15 protein-coding genes and 1 tRNA gene are annotated in these 17,891 nt (G+C 60.4%); 10 read left to right on the top strand and 6 right to left on the bottom strand.

Features of this window, described 5'->3' with window-relative positions; all coding sequences use genetic code 11:
- Positions 1-72 precede the first annotated feature (72 nt).
- Positions 73-1,080 (top strand): D-2-hydroxyacid dehydrogenase family protein, encoded by a 1,008-nt coding sequence (locus tag ACMV18_RS08455; protein WP_420817486.1) that lies wholly within the window; start codon positions 73-75, stop codon positions 1,078-1,080.
- Between the two features lie 44 nt (positions 1,081-1,124).
- Entirely contained in the window at positions 1,125-2,294 is a 1,170-nt protein-coding gene (locus tag ACMV18_RS08450) for an MFS transporter (RefSeq protein ID WP_420817485.1), read from the top strand.
- Here ACMV18_RS08450 and rlmB read toward each other — a convergent pair whose 3' ends face one another.
- Together rlmB and ACMV18_RS08440 are read right to left on the bottom strand one after the other, a co-directional pair.
- Positions 2,295-3,029, bottom strand: coding sequence for a 23S rRNA (guanosine(2251)-2'-O)-methyltransferase RlmB (gene rlmB, locus ACMV18_RS08445; protein WP_374258960.1), 735 nt, complete (start codon positions 3,027-3,029; stop codon positions 2,295-2,297).
- Between the two features lie 9 nt (positions 3,030-3,038).
- The gene (locus ACMV18_RS08440) at positions 3,039-3,740 is read right to left on the bottom strand and encodes an ABC transporter ATP-binding protein (protein WP_420817484.1); all 702 of its coding nucleotides are present in this window, start codon (positions 3,738-3,740) and stop codon (positions 3,039-3,041) included.
- Between the two features lie 26 nt (positions 3,741-3,766).
- Between ACMV18_RS08440 and ACMV18_RS08435 the strand changes: the two genes are divergently transcribed.
- Positions 3,767-4,411, top strand: a complete 645-nt coding sequence (locus ACMV18_RS08435) for an arylesterase (RefSeq protein WP_420817483.1) — start codon at positions 3,767-3,769, stop codon at positions 4,409-4,411.
- On the opposite strand, the gene phaR is transcribed toward ACMV18_RS08435, so the two are convergent.
- From phaR to ACMV18_RS08415, 4 genes are all read right to left on the bottom strand, one after another.
- Entirely contained in the window at positions 4,394-4,978 is a 585-nt protein-coding gene (phaR, locus tag ACMV18_RS08430; protein WP_420817482.1) for a polyhydroxyalkanoate synthesis repressor PhaR, read from the bottom strand. The genes ACMV18_RS08435 and phaR overlap by 18 nt on opposite strands.
- 294 nt (positions 4,979-5,272) lie before the next feature.
- Positions 5,273-5,349 (bottom strand) — tRNA-Val (locus ACMV18_RS08425).
- Between the two features lie 20 nt (positions 5,350-5,369).
- A complete protein-coding gene (locus ACMV18_RS08420; protein WP_420817481.1) occupies positions 5,370-7,628 on the bottom strand; it encodes a RelA/SpoT family protein in 2,259 nt (752 codons plus the stop codon).
- Entirely contained in the window at positions 7,625-8,554 is a 930-nt protein-coding gene (locus ACMV18_RS08415; protein ID WP_420817480.1) for an alpha/beta fold hydrolase, read from the bottom strand. The genes ACMV18_RS08420 and ACMV18_RS08415 overlap by 4 nt, the downstream gene beginning before the upstream one ends.
- A 91-nt stretch (positions 8,555-8,645) precedes the next feature.
- On the opposite strand from ACMV18_RS08415, the gene ACMV18_RS08410 reads away from it, so the two are divergent.
- The 7 genes from ACMV18_RS08410 to ACMV18_RS08380 all read left to right on the top strand — a co-directional run bounded on the left by ACMV18_RS08410 (position 8,646) and on the right by ACMV18_RS08380 (position 17,792).
- Positions 8,646-9,428, top strand: coding sequence for a 3-hydroxybutyrate dehydrogenase (locus ACMV18_RS08410; RefSeq protein ID WP_420817479.1), 783 nt, complete (start codon positions 8,646-8,648; stop codon positions 9,426-9,428).
- A 7-nt stretch (positions 9,429-9,435) separates the two neighbouring features.
- Positions 9,436-11,544, top strand: coding sequence for an FAD-dependent 5-carboxymethylaminomethyl-2-thiouridine(34) oxidoreductase MnmC (gene mnmC / locus ACMV18_RS08405; RefSeq protein WP_420817478.1), 2,109 nt, complete (start codon positions 9,436-9,438; stop codon positions 11,542-11,544).
- On the top strand, positions 11,537-11,968 hold the full coding sequence (locus ACMV18_RS08400; protein WP_374258968.1) for an RNA-binding S4 domain-containing protein: 432 nt from the start codon (positions 11,537-11,539) through the stop codon (positions 11,966-11,968). The genes mnmC and ACMV18_RS08400 overlap by 8 nt, the downstream gene beginning before the upstream one ends.
- 77 nt (positions 11,969-12,045) lie before the next feature.
- On the top strand, positions 12,046-12,585 hold the full coding sequence (grpE, locus tag ACMV18_RS08395; protein ID WP_374258969.1) for a nucleotide exchange factor GrpE: 540 nt from the start codon (positions 12,046-12,048) through the stop codon (positions 12,583-12,585).
- Between the two features lie 129 nt (positions 12,586-12,714).
- The gene (gene dnaK, locus ACMV18_RS08390; RefSeq protein WP_420817477.1) at positions 12,715-14,649 is read left to right on the top strand and encodes a molecular chaperone DnaK; all 1,935 of its coding nucleotides are present in this window, start codon (positions 12,715-12,717) and stop codon (positions 14,647-14,649) included.
- Positions 14,650-14,766: 117 nt separating this feature from the next.
- The gene (gene dnaJ / locus ACMV18_RS08385; RefSeq protein ID WP_374258598.1) at positions 14,767-15,906 is read left to right on the top strand and encodes a molecular chaperone DnaJ; all 1,140 of its coding nucleotides are present in this window, start codon (positions 14,767-14,769) and stop codon (positions 15,904-15,906) included.
- A gap of 242 nt (positions 15,907-16,148) precedes the next feature.
- Entirely contained in the window at positions 16,149-17,792 is a 1,644-nt protein-coding gene (locus tag ACMV18_RS08380; RefSeq protein ID WP_420817476.1) for a tetratricopeptide repeat protein, read from the top strand.
- Positions 17,793-17,891 lie beyond the last annotated feature (99 nt).

Here is a 17,891-nt window from a genome sequence, read left to right as displayed (position 1 = left end):
AATTTAATGCTGTCACTGCGCACTTGACGCAGGCGTTGTTGCACAATGACGGGCTGAAACGCCGACAGCCCCATGAACATCATCATTCTTGACGATTACCAGGACGCCGTACGCAAACTCCATTGCGCGTCCAAATTGGATGGGCTTTCCGCCAAAGTCTTCACCAACACCGTCAAAGGCACCGGCCAGTTGGCCATCCGCCTCCGAGACGCTGAAGCACTTGTGCTGATCCGCGAGCGGACGCCCCTTCCCAAAGCGCTGCTGGAAAAGCTGCCCAAATTGCGCCTGATCTGTCAAACCGGCAGAGCGGGCGACCACATCGACCTGGATGCATGCACAAAGTTGGGCATTGCCGTGGCTGAAGGGGCCGGGGATCCCGTCGCACCAGCTGAGCTGACCTGGGCGTTGGTGATGGCATCCATGCGTCGCCTGCCGCAGTACATCGGCAACCTCAAGCACGGCGCATGGCAGCAGGCGGGCCTGAAGTCTGCCTCCATGCCCACCAATTTCGGTGTGGGCATGCTGTTGCGCGGAAAGTCGCTCGGCATCTGGGGCTATGGCCGAGTGGGTCGCCTGGTGGCTGGCTACGGCAAGGCTTTCGGCATGCGCGTGACCATTTGGGGCAGCGAGCGGGCCAGAAATGAGGCTGTGGCCGACGGTTACATGACCGCGGAAAGTCGTGAGGCTTTTTTTGCCGAGTCTGACGTGTTGAGCATTCACCTGCGACTCAGTCAGGACACGCGAGGCATCGTGACGCTGGAAGATTTGGCGCGCATGAAGCCCACCGCGCTACTGGTCAATACTTCCCGTGCGGAATTGGTGCAAGACGGTGCCTTGGTCGCAGCCCTCAATCGCGGGCATCCAGGCATGGCGGCCGTAGATGTGTTTGAAAGTGAACCCATTCTTCAGGGGCACCCGTTGCTGCGACTGGAAAATGCTGTTTGCACCCCGCACATTGGCTTCGTGGAGCAGGATCACTACGAGCATTTGTTCAGCGAGGCCTTCGACAACCTGCTGAACTACATCGCAGGCACGCCCACCAACATCGTGAATCCCGAGGCTCTTCGCGTCCCGCATTAAGGCAACCTGACGTGGAGCTTGAACGAACCCGGACTGCAGCGAGCATGGCTCGCACTCGCTGGAGCTTGCTGGCGGGTAACTTTGTGATCGGGTGCGGCGTCATGGTGGTTGGCGGCACGCTCAACGATCTGACCAAGGATTTGGGCATCACGGTCGCTACAGGTGGCCAGTTGATCGCCATTGCGGCCGTGATGATGGGCCTGGGCGCCCCCATACTGGCTGGGCTGATCTCGCGCATTGATCGCCGTGTGCTGCTTTGCTGGGCCATGATTTGGTACGGGATCGGGCATGCACTGTGCGCCATGGCCCCCTCTTACCCATGGTTATGGCCCGCTCGGGCGCTGACCGTCCTGTCCGCAGCCGTGTTCACGCCGCAGGCTGCGGCAGCCATGGGTTACATGAGCACCCCCGCACACCGTGGGCGGGCGATCACGTTCGTTTTCATGGGGTGGTCGATTGCATCGGTCGTCGGCATGCCCATGGCAGCGTGGATCGGTGAGCGGCTTGGCTGGCGCATTGCCATGTGGCTGATCGCTGCAAGTGCCGCCGTCGTTGCGTGGCTGGTTCATCGTCACGTCCCGACCGGTATTCGCCCCCCTGCCCTGTCATGGCGGTCCTGGCGCAAGGTCCTGACCTCTCCACTGCTGATGGCCGTCGTGCTCGTGACGGCATGTCAAAGCGCAGGACAGTACTCCCTGCTGGCCTATGCCGCCCCGTATTACAAGTACGACTTTGGTGCCACCCCGGAGCAGATCAGTTTGATGTTTGCGTGGTTTGGCTCGTTGGCCTTGGGGGGCAACCTGGTGCTCAATCGCATGGTCGACCGTGTGGGCGCAGCGCCTGCGGTGACCTTGACATTGGGGCTGATGGCCATCAGTTTGTTGATCTGGCCTTTGGCGCACACACTGCCCGCTCTGGCCTTGGTTTTCATCCCCTGGGCTTTGAGTGGGTTTGCCACCAACTCTGGTCAGCAAGCCCGATTGGGCGGCTTGTCACCCAGGCTGGCGCCCGCGCTCATGGCGCTGAACACATCCGCCATTTACCTGGGGCATGCCATGGGGGCATCGGGCGGCGGATGGGTGCTCAGTCATCATGGCTACAGCCAGTTGCACTGGCTCAGCCTGACATGGATGATGGTGGCGCTGAGCCTGAGTGGCTGGGCCTGGTCTGTGCAGCGGCGCCGAGACGCCGCGTTGCTACAGCGATCGCCGTGATCAAGCCATGCGCTGGCGGCGAGCTTCGTAAAGGCACACGCCGCTGGCCACGGACACATTGAGGCTGTCCACCGAGCCCATCATGGGGATGCTGACCAAGTCATCGCAGTTCTTGCGGGTCAGTTGACGCATGCCATCCCCCTCAGCGCCCAACACAATGGCCGTGGGGACCTTGAGGTCCACGTCGTAGAGGCCGTGTGGCGCATCATCAGACGTGCCAATGATCCAGATGTCGCGCTCTTTCAGCTCCTTGAGCGTGCGAGCCAAATTGGTCACCATGAAGTAAGGAACCGTCTCGGCTGCACCGCTGGCCACTTTGGCGACGGTGGCGTTGATGCCCACAGCGTGGTCCTTCGGCGCAATCACCGCATGGGCCCCCGCACCGTCTGCCACACGCAGGCAGGCGCCCAGATTGTGTGGATCCGTCACGCCATCAAGCACCAGCAGCAGTGGCGGCTCGGACAAAGAGTCGAGCAGGTCGTCCAGCGAACGCGCCTGCTGTACCGCTTCAACGCGCGCCACAACGCCTTGGTGGCGATGGGTGCCACACAGCTTTTGCAGGTGATCGTCATCGCTTTCGATGACTTTCAGGCCCGCCTCTTCGACCTTGGCGAGAAACTGCTTCATCCGCTGATCGCGCCGAGACGCGTCAACATGCAATTCACGAATGGTTTTGGGCGCAACCTTCAGGCGCACGGTAACGGCATGGAAGCCAAATAGCAGTTTCAGACTCATGCGCGCATCCTAACCGCTCAGACGACCCGCGCTGATCTGAATTCGCGCATGACAGCGCTCAGCAATGCCCAGATCGTGTGTGACCAGCACCAGCGTGGTACCAGCCTCCGCATTGAGCTTGAACATCAGATCCATGATGTTTTGACCGGTGGCATGGTCCAGGCTTCCCGTCGGCTCGTCGGCCATCAGGATGTCTGGGCGAACGACAAAGGCGCGCGCGAGCGCAACACGCTGTTGCTCCCCTCCGGACAACAGCGCGGGCTTATGGCCCAGACGCTGCGCCAAACCCACGTGGATCAACATGGCCTCCGCTTTGGCCTTGGCTTGTTTGTCACCCCGCAATTCCAGCGGAAGCATCACGTTTTCCAGTGCGGTCAGATGGCCAATGAGTTGAAAACTCTGAAAAACGAAACCAAGGTGTTGGGCACGGTGGGCTGCGCGCTCGTCTTCGGTCATTGCATACAGGGATCGACCACACAACCAAACCTCGCCATCGGTGGGTGTATCCAGACCCGCCAACAGAGACAGAAGTGTGCTTTTGCCGGAGCCGGACGCCCCCACAATCGCAACCGTCTCACCGCGTGGGATTTGCAGATCGATGTCGTGCAAGATGGTCAACTCACCTGTAGAGTCAAGCACGCGCTTACCCAATCGTTTGGCGACGATGGCATGACGGTCGATCAGATCATGCTCGGTGGTGTTGATATTCATGTGCTGCGCAATAAGGGTCCGGTCAGATGAACTTTACGCGACGCGTCGCTCTTTCCATCTTTTGGGGTCTTGCCTGGGGCTCACAAGCCCGAGCCAACACCCATGCCGGCAAAAAAATACTGATCCTGGGCGACAGCCTGTCTGCCGAGTATGGCTTGCCTCGTGGAGCGGGATGGGTGGCTTTGCTATCGGCCCGACTGAAGGCAGAGCGCCCGAACTGGCAGGTTGAAAACGCCAGCATCAGCGGTGAAACGACTTCTGGCGGGCAGGCTCGGTTGCAAGCTTTACTGCAGGTGCATCAGCCGTCGGTGGTTGTCATTGAGTTGGGCGCGAACGATGCGCTCAGGGGCTTGGCGCTGACCGGCACGCGCCAAAACCTGCAAAACATGATTGAGGCCTCAGTCCGCCAAGGTGCGCGCGTTGTACTGGTGGGCATGCAGATGCCACCCAACTTCGGCAAGCGGTACACACAGGATTTCGCCACGATGTACGCCGACTTGGCAAAAGCAACCAAGTGCGCACTGGTGCCGTTTTTCTTGAAGGGCATCGCCGACCGCGCCGATGCCAGTAAGTGGTTCCAGGCCGATGGCATTCACCCAACGGCTGCAGGCCACCCCATTTTGCTGGACAACGTGTGGCCGGCACTCAAGCCATTACTTCTTGGGCGCTAGGCCTGCCCCGAGGCTCCCCATCAGCGTCTCGGCCTGTTTGCTCATTTGCTGCTGCATTTGTGCAAACATTTGCTGGGTTTGCTCGATGTAGCCGCCCATGAAGTTTTGCATCAGCGGGTTTTGCTGGAGGTTGGCGACGGAGTTCTCTGCCAACCGCCCCTGCAAGTCGATGAAGGACTGGATGTTCTGCTCGAGATAGTTCCCCATCAACCCTTGCATGGTGTGGCCGTAAAAACGGATGATCTGAGCCAAGGCCTGCGTTGAGAACATGGGCACCCCGGCGGTTTCTTCTTCCAGAATGATCTGCAAGAGAATGCTGCGGGTCAGGTCTTCACCGCTTTTGGCGTCCAGCACCACGAATTGCTGACAAGCCAGGACCATGTCCTTCACGTCGGCCAGTGTGATGTAGCTGCTGGTCTGCGTGTCGTACAGGCGACGATTGGGGTACTTCTTGATCGCTCGGACGCTGCCGGTACTCGCGCCCGGTTGTGCACCCTGCTCCGTCGACTCGGCGGAGGTTGAAGGTTCGGCTTCTTTGCGGGTGGACTTTCGTGGCGTTGCGCTCATGAGCTGCTCCTGTGTTCTCGGAACATTGTAGGAGGGGATTCAGCGACTGAATTCTCAAAGCGCAACGAGTCGCGCAGAACTCAACAAATGGCGCGCACAAAGGAAGAAACCGCCTTGTGGGCGGTTTCTTCACTTTTTCCAGAGATCCCGGGGTCGGGGGCTGGATTGGGGGGTAATCAATGACTGAAATTATATCTTATATAAGACATTACCCTAACCCACTCCAGGTGCTGATCCGCAGTCAGGCAACAAAAAAGCCGACCGGCTGACGCTGATCGGCTTTTCTACCAAATCTGGTAGGCGCGATTGGATTCGAACCAACGACCCCCACCATGTCAAGGTGGTGCTCTAACCAACTGAGCTACGCGCCTGCAAGACCGCTACTATAGCATTATTTGCGTCGGGCTCGCAATACGCCCCCGATTTGCAACACTTTGGCCAAGATGTTGTTCAAGCGGGATGTGTCGCCTGTCTGCACGGTCAGGGTGATGGTGACGCGGTCACGCACGACGTGGCTGTGCATGGACAGCACATGGATCTTGCCCTGCGCCAAAACGTCGCACACGTCGCGCAGCAGGCCGGTCCGGTCGTGTGCTTCCACCATCACATCCACCGCGTATTGCGCTGACTCGGTGATGGCCTGACGCCCCCACGTGACCGGGATCACCCGCTCGGGCTGTTGGGCGGCCAGTTGGCGGAAGTTCACGCAATCCGCGCGATGGACAGCGACGCCCTTGCCTCGCGTCACGTACCCACCGATGCTGTCGGGCGGCGCAGGCTTGCAGCAACGCGCCAACTGCGTCAGCAACGAGTCAAGTCCGACCACCAGCACACCCTTGCCATCTGTCGCGGATTTCGATGGATCCGCCCGGGCAATGCGCTGCGTGATGAGCTCGTCAGGACTCTGCTCTGGCGCGGCCGGACGCAGAAACTGCTCGATGTTGCGCAATGAGTACTCGTCCTTGCCGACCACATCGAACAAGGCATCGGCACTCTTGAATCCGAGACGCGAGGCCAACTCGTCGAGCTTGATGGCGGTTTTACCCTCACGTTGCAACAGTTTTTCGACCGACTCACGACCGCGAGCGATGGTGGCCTGCTGCGCCAAAGCATTGAACCAGGCGCGCACTTTGGCGCGGGCGCGTTGGCTTTTGAGGAAGCCCAAATCGGCATTCAGCCAATCCAGCGAAGGCCCACCTTCCTTGATGGACACCACTTCCACGGTCTGGCCACTTTTGAGCGCGGTGTTCAACGGCACCATGGCGCCATCTACCTTGGCGCCACGGCAGCGGTGTCCCAGATTGGTGTGCAGGGTGTAGGCGAAGTCGATGGGCGTCGCGCCCGATGGCAAATCAATGATCTCGCCACCCGGCGTGAAGACGTAGATGCGATCGTCGAAGAGCCCCTTGTGACCCGGCTCCCCCTGCGCATCATCCGCTGCAGCCAGATCTCGCTCCCAAGCCAGCAACTGACGCAAGACAGTTTTGCGTGCCTCGGCCACTCTGGTTTCAAAATCGCCTGCAGCCTGCACCCCGGCGTAGCCTTTGGTGCCCGCCTCTTTGTAAGCCCAGTGTGCCGCCACGCCGCTTTCAGCGTGGTCATGCATGGCTTGTGTTCGGATCTGGATTTCGATGCTGCGCCCCTGCTCATCACGCACCACCGTGTGCAAGGACTGATAGCCGTTGGGCTTGGGCTTGGCAATGTAATCAGAGAACTCTTCCGGCATGGCGTGCCAGAGTTCATGCGTACGGCTCAGCGCAGCGTAGCAGGCCGGGATGTCTGCGACGATGACCCGCAGCGCGCGAATGTCAAACACCCGGTCAATGGGCAGATCCTTGCCCTTCATCTTCTTCCAGATGCTGTACAGGTGCTTGGGGCGACCCTGTACCAGTGCCGGGATCCCTGCGTCTTTCAGCGCCTGGGCCAGTTGGGCACGCACCTGTTCAATGTGATGCTCTCGCTCCAGCCGCTTTTCGTCCAATGACTTGGCGATGGCTTTGTACGACTCCGGCATCAGGAAGCGGAAAGACAAGTCCTCCATTTCCCACTTGATCTGCCAGATGCCCAGACGGTTTGCCAGGGGCGCAAACACTTGAAGAGACTCGCGCGCCAACGCCCGGGGGCAAGGCTGCTTGCTCTCGGCGTAATAGCGGAGTGTTTGCAGCCGCGATGCCAAGCGCAGCAGCACCACGCGCAAATCGCGGGAAAAAGCCAGCAGCATCTTGCGGATGCGCTCGACCTGCTCGGCAGCCAGTGGGCCGTCGACATCGTCTGCCATGGCATCGCGCGCATTGCGCTGCACCTGCACCAGCTTGCGGGTATGCGTGACCAGCGTGGCCTCGTCTTCGCCAAACGAGCGGGCGATGATCTCTTCGGGCTGCGTCAGGTATTCGCTGGCATAGACCAGATAAGCCGCAGCACGCAAAGACGGCGGCGCACCGATGCCTGACAGAATGAAGTTGACACCGTCGGCATGCGTCAGCGCGTCTTCGCCCGTTTCAAACCGCTGAGTGAGCAGCAAGGGCTCAGCAAACGACCGAGCTTTGGACAAAATACTGCCTGAAGGCGATTCGCCTTCAGGGGACATCTCGACCAGCTCGACAATGGCCGCATGCCCCGCCGAACCTGGCATGAGAGAACTGGTCTTCATTCGATCAAGAATTCCTTCACTGCGGCAACCTGATCTGCGGCGATCAACGTTGGCGCATGCCCAACACCTTCAAATTCCACCAAGCGCGCCTTGGGTCCGCGCCGGGTCATGTCCACGGCCGTTGCCGTGTCCAGCAAGTCGGACTGCTTGCCTCGCAACAGCAGCACCTTGGCCTTCAAGGAATCGTACACCTGCCACAGCATGGCCTCGCCCGCAGCAGCGCTGTCTGCATTCATGGTTTTGAACGGCGCGGCAATGGCCGGGTCGTAGTGCAGGATCAGCCCGCTGCCATCCGGTGCCTTCCGGAGCAAGGGCCGCGACAAGGCCAGCCATTGCTCCGGCGTATGGGGACCAAATCCGGTCGAGATGCGCCACAGGTAGTCGGCAGCTTGCTGCTCGTCCGAGAATCGCATGGGCTGCCCCAAGTATTCGCCAATGCGCACGATGGCTTCGTGACGCACGCGTGGCCCCACGTCGTTGAGTACCATTTTGCGCAATGTCGCCCCCGACGCAGCTGGCGGCAGCGCCGACAGCGCCATGCCGATCAACCCGCCCATGGACGTACCCACCCAGTCCACCGCAATGGGATCGGCTGCACCTCGTTGCGTGCGCAGCGACTGGAGCAGCGCCACCATGTCACCCACATAGCCGAACACCTGGTAGCCAGATGGGTCGGCCAGCCAGTCGGACTCACCGCGCCCCACCACATCCGGGCAGACCACGTGATAGCGATCACACAGAGCCTTTGCCAGGGTGTCGAAGTCACGGCCTTGGCGACTCAAGCCATGGACACAGATCAACACATTCGGATTGCGCTCGTCCCCCCACGACCAATAAGCCATGCGGTGGGTCGCTGCATCGGTGTGACTGGCGCCCGGGCAAGTGACATGGCGAAGCGTGGGCTGAACGTTGTTGTCTGTGCTCATGGTCGAATGAAAGCGTGGCAGGTCGGTATCACAACAGATAATGGGCCATTCCACATTGTTTGTGTTTCTTCTTACCTACAGGAGGCCCGAGATGTTGAAAGGTAAAACCGCTTTGGTAACAGGCTCCACCAGCGGGATTGGTCTGGGTATTGCCGAGAAGCTGGCTGCGCAAGGCGCCAACATCATTCTGAACGGATTTGGCGAGGTCGAAGCCCCCCAATCGGCGGTTCGGGCCGCTGGCGCCGCGCACGGCGTCAAAGTGGGGTATCACGGCGCCGACATGTCCAAGCCCGCTGAAATCGAAGCCATGTTCGCCTACGCGCAAGCGGAATTTGGCGGCGTTGACATCCTGGTGAACAACGCTGGCATTCAGCATGTGGCCAATGTGGAAGATTTCCCGGTTGAAAAGTGGGATGCCATCATTGCCATCAACCTGAGCTCGGCCTTCCACACCATGCGATTGGCGCTGCCAGGCATGCGCAGCAAGAACTGGGGGCGCGTGATCAATCTGGCATCCGCCCATGGCTTGGTCGCATCGGCCGGCAAGTCGGCTTATGTCGCGGCCAAGCACGGACTGGTCGGACTGACCAAGGCTGCCGCGCTGGAAACCGCCACCACCGGCGTGACCGTGAACGCGATTTGCCCCGGCTGGGTGCTGACGCCCCTGGTGCAAAAGCAAATTGATGCCAAGGCCGAGCGTGAAGGTGTCAGTCTGGCTGACGCACAAAAGGGTCTGCTGGGCGAGAAGCAGCCCTCCCTTCAATTTGTGACCCCTGCCCAACTGGGTGACTTGGCCGTGTTCTTGTGCTCGCCCGGCGCGGACAACGTGCGTGGCGCAGCCTGGAACGTGGACGGCGGCTGGGTTGCGCAGTAAGTAAGCCATGTCAGTGATTCCCGCGGCCCTGGGCGAAAGCCCGTCGGGCCATGCTCCCGGCATCCCCTACTCGCCGGTGTACGACGACGTTTATCACGCAGTGGCCGGTGCTTGGGCTCAGGCCCGGCACGTGTTCTTGGGTGGCAACGGACTGCCAGCACGCTGGCAGCGTCAAACCCGGTTTGTGATTCTGGAAACCGGGTTTGGTCTGGGGAACAATTTCCTGGCAACGTGGGCCACCTGGTTGGCTGACGCCGAGCGATGTGATCGTCTGGTTTTCATCTCGATCGAAAAGCACCCGCTGACGCGTGATGATTTGGCGCGCGTGCACGCCGCCGTGCCCGACACGCAAGACCCAGACGCTGGATTGCGCGCCGCATTGTCAACACGCCTGATCGAGCAATGGCCGCCACTGACCGCTGGCTGGCATACCCGGCACTTTGACGAGCCGTTGTCAGCTGACGGGCGCCTTCAAGGCGTGACGCTGATGTTAGGGCTGGGCGACATTGCAGAGTTGCTGCCGTCGTTGCTGGCCTCGGTCAATGCGTTTTATCTGGACGGATTTGCGCCGGCCAAGAATCCCGATATGTGGGATGAAGGCTTGCTGTCCCGCCTCGACCGTCTGGCGGCGCCTGATGCCACTGCGGCCACCTGGTCTGCTGCGCGCGGGGTGCGGGACGCACTGACACGCGCCGGCTTTGTGATGACGAAGACGCCCGGGTTTGCCGGCAAGCGCGACATGATTCAGGGGCACTTTGCCCCTCGGTATGTGGCGCCACCACCCGCGGGCGGTTTGCAGTCCACCGTTGCCTCGCCGCATCGGCATGCGCTGGTCATCGGTGCAGGCTTGGCAGGATGTTCCGCTGCGCATGCCCTTTGCCGGCAAGGGTGGCGGGTCACCCTGATGGACCGGCATGCTGGGCCCGCACAGGAAGGATCAGGCAACCCTGGGGGCCTTTTTCACAGCATTGTTCACGGTGAAGACGGGATTCATGCGCGCGCCCACCGCTCGGCGGCTCTTGCCACTTGGTCTCAAATTAAAGGGTGGATCGCTGACGGGCAGGTCGCCGGTCAGACCCAGGGGCTGATCCGCCTCGATGCCAAGACCCACAGTGATGATGCGAAGGCTTTGATCGCCAAGCTGAACCTGCCTGACGACCATGTCGAGTGGCTGGATCGGGCGCAAGCCGCAGAGATGAGCGGATTGAACTTGCCCTGTGGTGGATGGTTTTTTCATCAAGCGGGATGGGTGCATCCAGCTGGGTATGCCAAGCAATTGCTGAGCGAAGCCGCGCCATGGCAGCTGGATGGTCAACCGCTGCTGTCTGTACGCTGGCATTCGGAGGTCGCATCGCTGACGCAGGCAAAAGACGGTACTTGGCTGGCCTTGGATGACCATGGCGTTGAAATCGCCCGAGCGGCGTCCGTTGTCATGGCCTGCGCGCACCAAGCCACAGCGTTGTGCAACAAGTTGCCCTCGGCATTGGCCGTGTCGCCTGTGCCACTTTCAAGGGTGCGCGGGCAGATCACGGCGATCGCGCACGACACAGCCGACTTCAAGGATGTGACGCTTCCCAAATTGCCCGTTGCGGGCAGTGGGTACGTACTACCGCTTGGCGGCAAAGATCTTCTGTGTGGTGCCACGACACAGCACCACGATGAAGATCCAGCCGTTCGACAGGCTGACCACATCCACAATCTGGGACAAGCCAAGCGCCTTGGCGCATGGCATCGGGATCTGACCCGTCCATCGGATGTCCCTGACATGGCGGCCCTGTTTGGCAGAACCGGATGGCGGGCCACCACACCCGACCGATTGCCGTTGGTGGGGGCGCTGCCTTGGTCGATCGACCGACTTCAGGCAGCGAGCCGCAAGGTGCGACTGGACCAGGTGCGGTTGATACCACGCCAGCGCACCGAGCAAGGGGGGCTATTTGTCGTGACCGGCCTGGGTTCTCGGGGGATCACCTGGGCCGCACTTGCGGGAGAATTGCTGGCCCACTGGGTTACCGGCTCGCCCTGCCCGGTCGAGATCGGACTCAGAGATGCCATGGACCCGGCACGATTCCTGGCTCGAACCAGCCGCCAGACTGACAAATTGACGACCGATGAGTGACACAGAACGCCCGCTTCCCGGACTGACCGAACGCTTGCGGTTGGACAAATGGCTGTGGGCCGCCCGTTTTTTCAAGACACGCGGGCTGGCTGCAGACGAAATTGAAAAGGGACGCATCCAGGTCAACGACCAGGTCGCCAAGGCGTCTCGTGAATTGCGCGCCGGCGATCGGGTGGAAATCCGTCAAGGCCCGATCATCAAAACGGTGGTTGTCAAAGCGTTGAGCACGGTTCGTGGGCCGGCGCCGCAGGCGCAACAACTCTACGAAGAAACGCCCGAAAGTGCGCGCCTGCGCCAGCAAGCCCAGGAGCAGCGTCGACTGGCCGCCGAGCCAGCCGAGAGCATTGAACAGGGACGCCCCACGAAGCGCGACCGTCGGAAACTGGCCGACTGGCAGCGATGGTCCGTCAGCATCGAAAAATAATTTCTTCACCCCTCTTGAAAACCCCCTCAGCACCCTGACATGGGGAGGGTTTTCGCAAACAACCACCCGAATCAGAAATGAGCGACACGACCAACACGCCCGAAGAGGCAGCCACCCCCGACACGGCGACCGAAGCGCTGCCGAACGAGTCCGTGGCCCAGGACATGACCGAACTGCTGGCCAAGCACGCAGAGGTGTCCGACGCCTACCTGCGCGCCAAGGCCGAGGCCGAAAACATTCGCCGCCGCTCGGAAGAAGAAATCGCCAAGGCGCGCAAGTTTGCGGTGGAATCTTTTGCCGAAAGCCTGCTGCCCGTGCGCGACAGCCTGGAGGCCGCTCTGGCTTCGCACGCTGCCAAGCCTGACACCCCGGTCGAAACGGTGCTGGAAGGCGTGACCGCCACGCTGCGCCAGTTGACCGCTGCGCTGGAGCGCAACAAAGTGCTGGAAATCAACCCGGAAGCCGGCACCAAGTTCGACCCCAACTACCACCAGGCCATCAGCATGGTACCCGCCGAGCAGGAAGCCAACACCGTGGTGGGTGTGCTGCAAAAGGGCTATTCCATCGCCGAGCGCGTGCTGCGCCCTGCCCTGGTGACCGTGGCCGCCCCCAAATAAACCGCTGTCACGACCGGTCCAAGCCCTTTTTTGAAACAGGGGCTCTTGAAAACGGCGCCGGCGTGCACAGATAACGAATCAATCGGAAGCGACTGTCTTCCAGACCAAATCCTCTAGGAGCACACAAACATGGGCAAGATTATTGGTATTGACCTGGGCACCACGAACTCGTGCGTGGCCATCATGGAAGGCAACACCACCAAGGTGATCGAGAACAGCGAAGGCGCTCGCACCACCCCTTCCATCATTGCTTACCAAGAAGACGGTGAAGTGCTGGTGGGCGCCTCGGCCAAGCGCCAGGCTGTGACCAACCCCAAGAACACCCTGTACGCGGTGAAGCGCCTGATCGGCCGCAAGTTCACCGAAAAGGAAGTGCAAAAGGACATCGACCTGATGCCCTACACCATCACCGCTGCGGACAACGGTGACGCTTGGGTGGAAGTGCGCGGCAAGAAGATGGCGCCTCCTCAAGTGTCGGCCGACGTGCTGCGCAAGATGAAGAAGACCGCTGAAGACTACCTGGGTGAAGAAGTCACCGAGGCCGTCATCACCGTGCCGGCTTACTTCAACGACGCGCAACGTCAAGCCACCAAGGATGCAGGTCGCATTGCGGGCCTGGATGTCAAGCGCATCATCAACGAGCCGACTGCCGCTGCACTGGCCTTCGGTCTGGACAAGGTTGGCAAGGGCGACCGCAAGATCGCCGTGTATGACCTGGGCGGCGGCACCTTCGACGTCTCCATCATCGAAATCGCCGACGTGGACGGCGAAAAGCAATTCGAAGTGCTGTCGACCAACGGCGACACCTTCCTGGGCGGTGAAGACTTCGACCAACGCATCATCGACTTCATCATCAGCGAGTTCAAGAAGGAATCTGGCGTCGACCTGGCCAAGGACGTGCTGGCCCTGCAACGCCTGAAGGAAGCCGCGGAAAAGGCCAAGATCGAACTGTCGAACTCGGCTCAAACCGACATCAACCTGCCTTACATCACCGCTGACGCCACTGGTCCGAAGCACCTGAACATCAAGCTGACCCGCGCGAAGCTGGAAAGCCTGGTTGAAGACCTGATCGAGCGCACGATCGCCCCTTGCCGCACCGCCATCAAGGACGCAGGCGTGGCCGTGGCCGACATCGATGACGTGATCCTGGTCGGCGGTATGACCCGCATGCCCAAGGTGCAAGAGAAGGTCAAGGAGTTCTTCGGCAAGGACCCACGCAAGGACGTGAACCCTGACGAAGCCGTGGCCGTGGGCGCTGCGGTGCAAGGTCAAGTACTGGCCGGCGATCGCACCGACGTGCTGCTGCTGGACGTGACCCCGCTGTCCCTGGGTATCGAAACCCTGGGCGGTGTCATGACCAAGATGATCAGCAAGAACACCACGATCCCCACCAAGTTCGCCCAGACCTTCTCGACTGCTGACGACAACCAGCCAGCCGTGACCATCAAGGTGTTCCAGGGTGAGCGCGAAATGGCTTCGGGCAACAAGATGCTGGGTGAGTTCAACCTCGAAGGCATCCCACCCGCACCTCGCGGCGTGCCCCAGATCGAAGTGGCCTTCGACATTGACGCCAACGGCATCCTGCACGTGAGCGCCAAGGACAAGGGCACCGGTAAGGAAAACAAGATCACCATCAAGGCCAACTCGGGTCTGTCCGAGGAAGAAATCCAGAAGATGGTGAAGGACGCCGAGCTGAACGCCGCCGAAGACAAGAAGAAGCTCGAAATCGTGCAAGCCAAGAACCAAGGCGATGGCATGGTTCACAGCGTGCGCAAGTCCCTGACCGAATACGGCGACAAGCTGGAAGCCGGTGAGAAGGAAAAGATCGAAGCCGCGATCAAGGACGTTGAAGAAGCCCTCAAGGGTGACGACAAGGACGACATCGAGGCCAAGACCAATGCCCTGATGACCGCTTCGCAAAAGCTGGGCGAGAAGATGTACGCTGACATGCAGGCCAACCAAGGCGCTGCCGGTGCTGCAGAAGGTGCTGCAGGTGCCGAGCAAGCCAAGCCGGCCGATGACAACGTCGTGGACGCCGAGTTCAAGGAAGTCAAGAAGGACTGATCTGGTCCACCTCTGACCGATGGGGCACAGGTTGCATGAGCCACGCGCTCAGGCCCTGTGCCTTTGTCGGATCTGGCCCCGACCAGCGAAACAACCTTCGCTCAGCTCGACAAGATCATGGCAAAACGCGATTTTTACGAAGTCCTTGGCGTCGCCAAAGGCGCGTCTGACGACGACATCAAAAAGGCCTACCGCAAGCTGGCCATGAAGTACCACCCTGACCGCAATCAGGGTGACAAGGCCAAGGAAGCCGAAGAGAAGTTCAAAGAGGTCAAAGAGGCCTACGAGATGCTCTCGGACCCCAAGAAGCGCGCAGCCTATGACCAGTACGGCCATGCCGGCGTTGACCCGAACATGGGCGGCGGCGCAGGTGGTGCGCATGGGTATGGCGGCTTTGCGGATGCCTTCGGCGACATCTTTGGCGACATCTTTGGCCAAGGTGGCGGTGGCCGCCGTGGCGGTGGCCCCCAGGTTTACCGTGGCAGCGACTTGTCGTACGCGATGGAAATCACCCTGGAAGAGGCTGCTGCGGGCAAGGAAACCCAAATCCGCATCCCCGCTTGGGACGAGTGCGGCGTGTGTCATGGCAGCGGCGCCAAGCCCGGCACCAGCGCCAAGACATGCCCGACCTGCAATGGCTCGGGTACCGTCCACATGCGTCAGGGCTTCTTCAGCGTGCAGCAAACCTGCCCGCACTGCCAAGGCACGGGCAAGATCATTCCCGAGCCCTGCACCGCTTGCGCTGGCCAAGGCAAGGTCAAGAAGACCAAGACCCTGGAAGTCAAGATCCCGGCCGGCATCAACGAAGGCATGCGCATTCGTTCGGCCGGCAATGGCGAACCTGGCACCAATGGTGGCCCTGCAGGCGACCTCTACATCGAGATCCGCATCAAGCAGCACGACATCTTTGAGCGTGATGGCGACGACCTGCACTGCAACGTGCCAGTGCCACTGACCACGGCAGCGCTGGGCGGCTCGATCGAGGTGCCAACCCTGGGCGGCAAGGCTGAAATCGACATCCCCGAAGGTACGCAACACGGCAAGACCTTCCGTCTGCGTGGCAAGGGGATCAAGGGCATTCGCTCCAGCTACCCAGGCGACCTGTACTGCCACATCGTGGTGGAAACGCCGGTCAAGCTCACCGAGCACCAGCGCAAGTTGCTGAAGGAACTCGACGAGTCTTTCAAGAAAGGTGGCGAGAAGCACTCGCCCAATTCGAAGAGCTGGACCGATCGCGTGAAGAACATCTTCAAGTGATCATCGTCAGCATGACACCCTCCAAGGCGCCTTCGGGCGCCTTTTCTTTTGACTCCCGCAGCGCAAAACAAGGGGTTAACCCTTTCTTTTGTCCTGAAAAAGCAGGAATTTCACCCCAAAGCTCAAGTCAGCCCATCACATGCCGAAAAACACGATGTAGTGCATGGCTGGCCTTGCGCTTGTGTCAAAGGCCATCCGCGTCAGATCCCGTACTCGTCGCAAGGAACCGTCGGTATTGCGCCATGGCCACCATCATCACCCCGTACTCCAACCTTGCTGTGCTCATCATCGATGACATGGCGGTACAGCAATCCACGTTGCGGGGATATCTTTCTCTGTTAGGGATTAACAAGACTGATGTAGCCTCCACGGCAGATGATGCGGTTCGTTTGGTCAAGTCGCGCAGATACAACCTCATCCTCTGCGACTACAACCTGAACCACAAAACAGATGGGCAACAGTTCTTCGAGTACCTGAGAGACGAGCAACTTCTGCCTCATGACTGCTTGTTTTTCATGATCACGGCAGAGGGCTCGTATGCCTCGGTTGCGGCCACCACCGAGCATTACCCGGACGCCTACCTGCTGAAGCCCATCACCGCGGCCGACCTGGATGAACGCCTGAAAAGTGCACTGGACAAGCGCGATGCCCTGCTGCCCATCACCACGTGCTTGAGCAAAGAGGACTTGCCGGGTGCACTGACCCAATGTGACAAGCTTCTGGCCGCACGCAACCGTTGGTTCATGTCTGCCCTGCAACTCAAGGCACAGACACTGCTGAAGCTGGGACGCCACGAAGATGCCAAGGTCGTTTATCGGGCGGCACTGGAACAACGTGCCGACCTGACTTGGGCCAGATTGGGATTGGCACGGGCCCACAAAGCCGCAGGCCAGTATGAAGAGGCGAAGCAGTTTGCCCAGGACATCATTGACTCACGCGAGGGCGAGCGCAACGTGGCCGCCTACGACGTGATTGCCGAGTCGCTGGAAGCCATGGGCGACCCCGAAGGGGCCATGTGGGTGTTGCGCGAAGCGGCTGTGGTCGTACCGTCGGCGCGGCGCTTCCGGCTCGTTGGCGAAAGCGCCTATCGCAATGGCGATCTGGACACTGCCAAGGATGCGTTGGTCAAAGCGAACAAATCCAGCCGTGGCTCGATGGTGCAGCAGCCGCTGGACCCGCTGATGCTGGCGCAGACTTTGGTGGACATCGGCGAATCCACTGAGGCCGTGCGTGTGCTGGGCGATGCCGCCAAGACATTCAAGAACGCGCCCCAGTTTGCGCAAGTCGCCCTGGCCGTGCAAGCTCAGGCCGAAATGCAGGCCGGACAGACGGAACAGGCCGCCGCAACGTTGGCCAAGGCGCGCGAAACCATGGGGCGCGGCAAAGCAGACTTTGCCACGGTAGCACTGGCCAAGGCCGAGTTGATGTCAGGCAATGAAGAAGCCGGACTGGCTTTGCTGGAGGCTGCGATCAGTGCCGACCACGAAAACCCCCGCATCAAGCAGATGATCGGCAAGGCATTGCACGACACCGGCCATGAGGACAAGATCGGCTCGGTGATCGAGTCTGCGGCGGCGGGTCTGGATGCCAAGGTCAAAGACGCCCGCAAACTGCTGCGTGACAGTCACATCGACGAAGCCGTGGATGCGATTGAGCAAGCCGTGCATGACTACCCTGAAAACACAGGTGTGTTGCTGCAGGCTGCGCAGATCAACTGCATGGCACTGCGTTTGAAGAAAGAACGTCACCGCGGTCGAATCGAGCGCGTCAGCAATTACCTGACCCGACTCGAAAAACTGATGCCCGCCAGCGACCGCGTCATCATGATGCGACGCTACTTCCGCGAAACCCTGAGCATGCTGGACACAGCTGCCCAGCCGCACTGAGCCCTGACCCAAAGCCATCATCATGAGTACTGCGCTCGCACTCATTGCCCACGACCTCAAGAATGCGTTGGGCGTGCTGGAAGGTGAACTGGAGTCGAT

The sequence above is a fragment of the Aquabacterium sp. genome, from assembly GCF_048860245.1.
Taxonomy (GTDB): domain Bacteria; phylum Pseudomonadota; class Gammaproteobacteria; order Burkholderiales; family Burkholderiaceae_C; genus Aquabacterium.
Note: the sequence above shows the minus strand (reverse complement) of the source record. Positions and strands in the feature narration are given on the sequence as shown.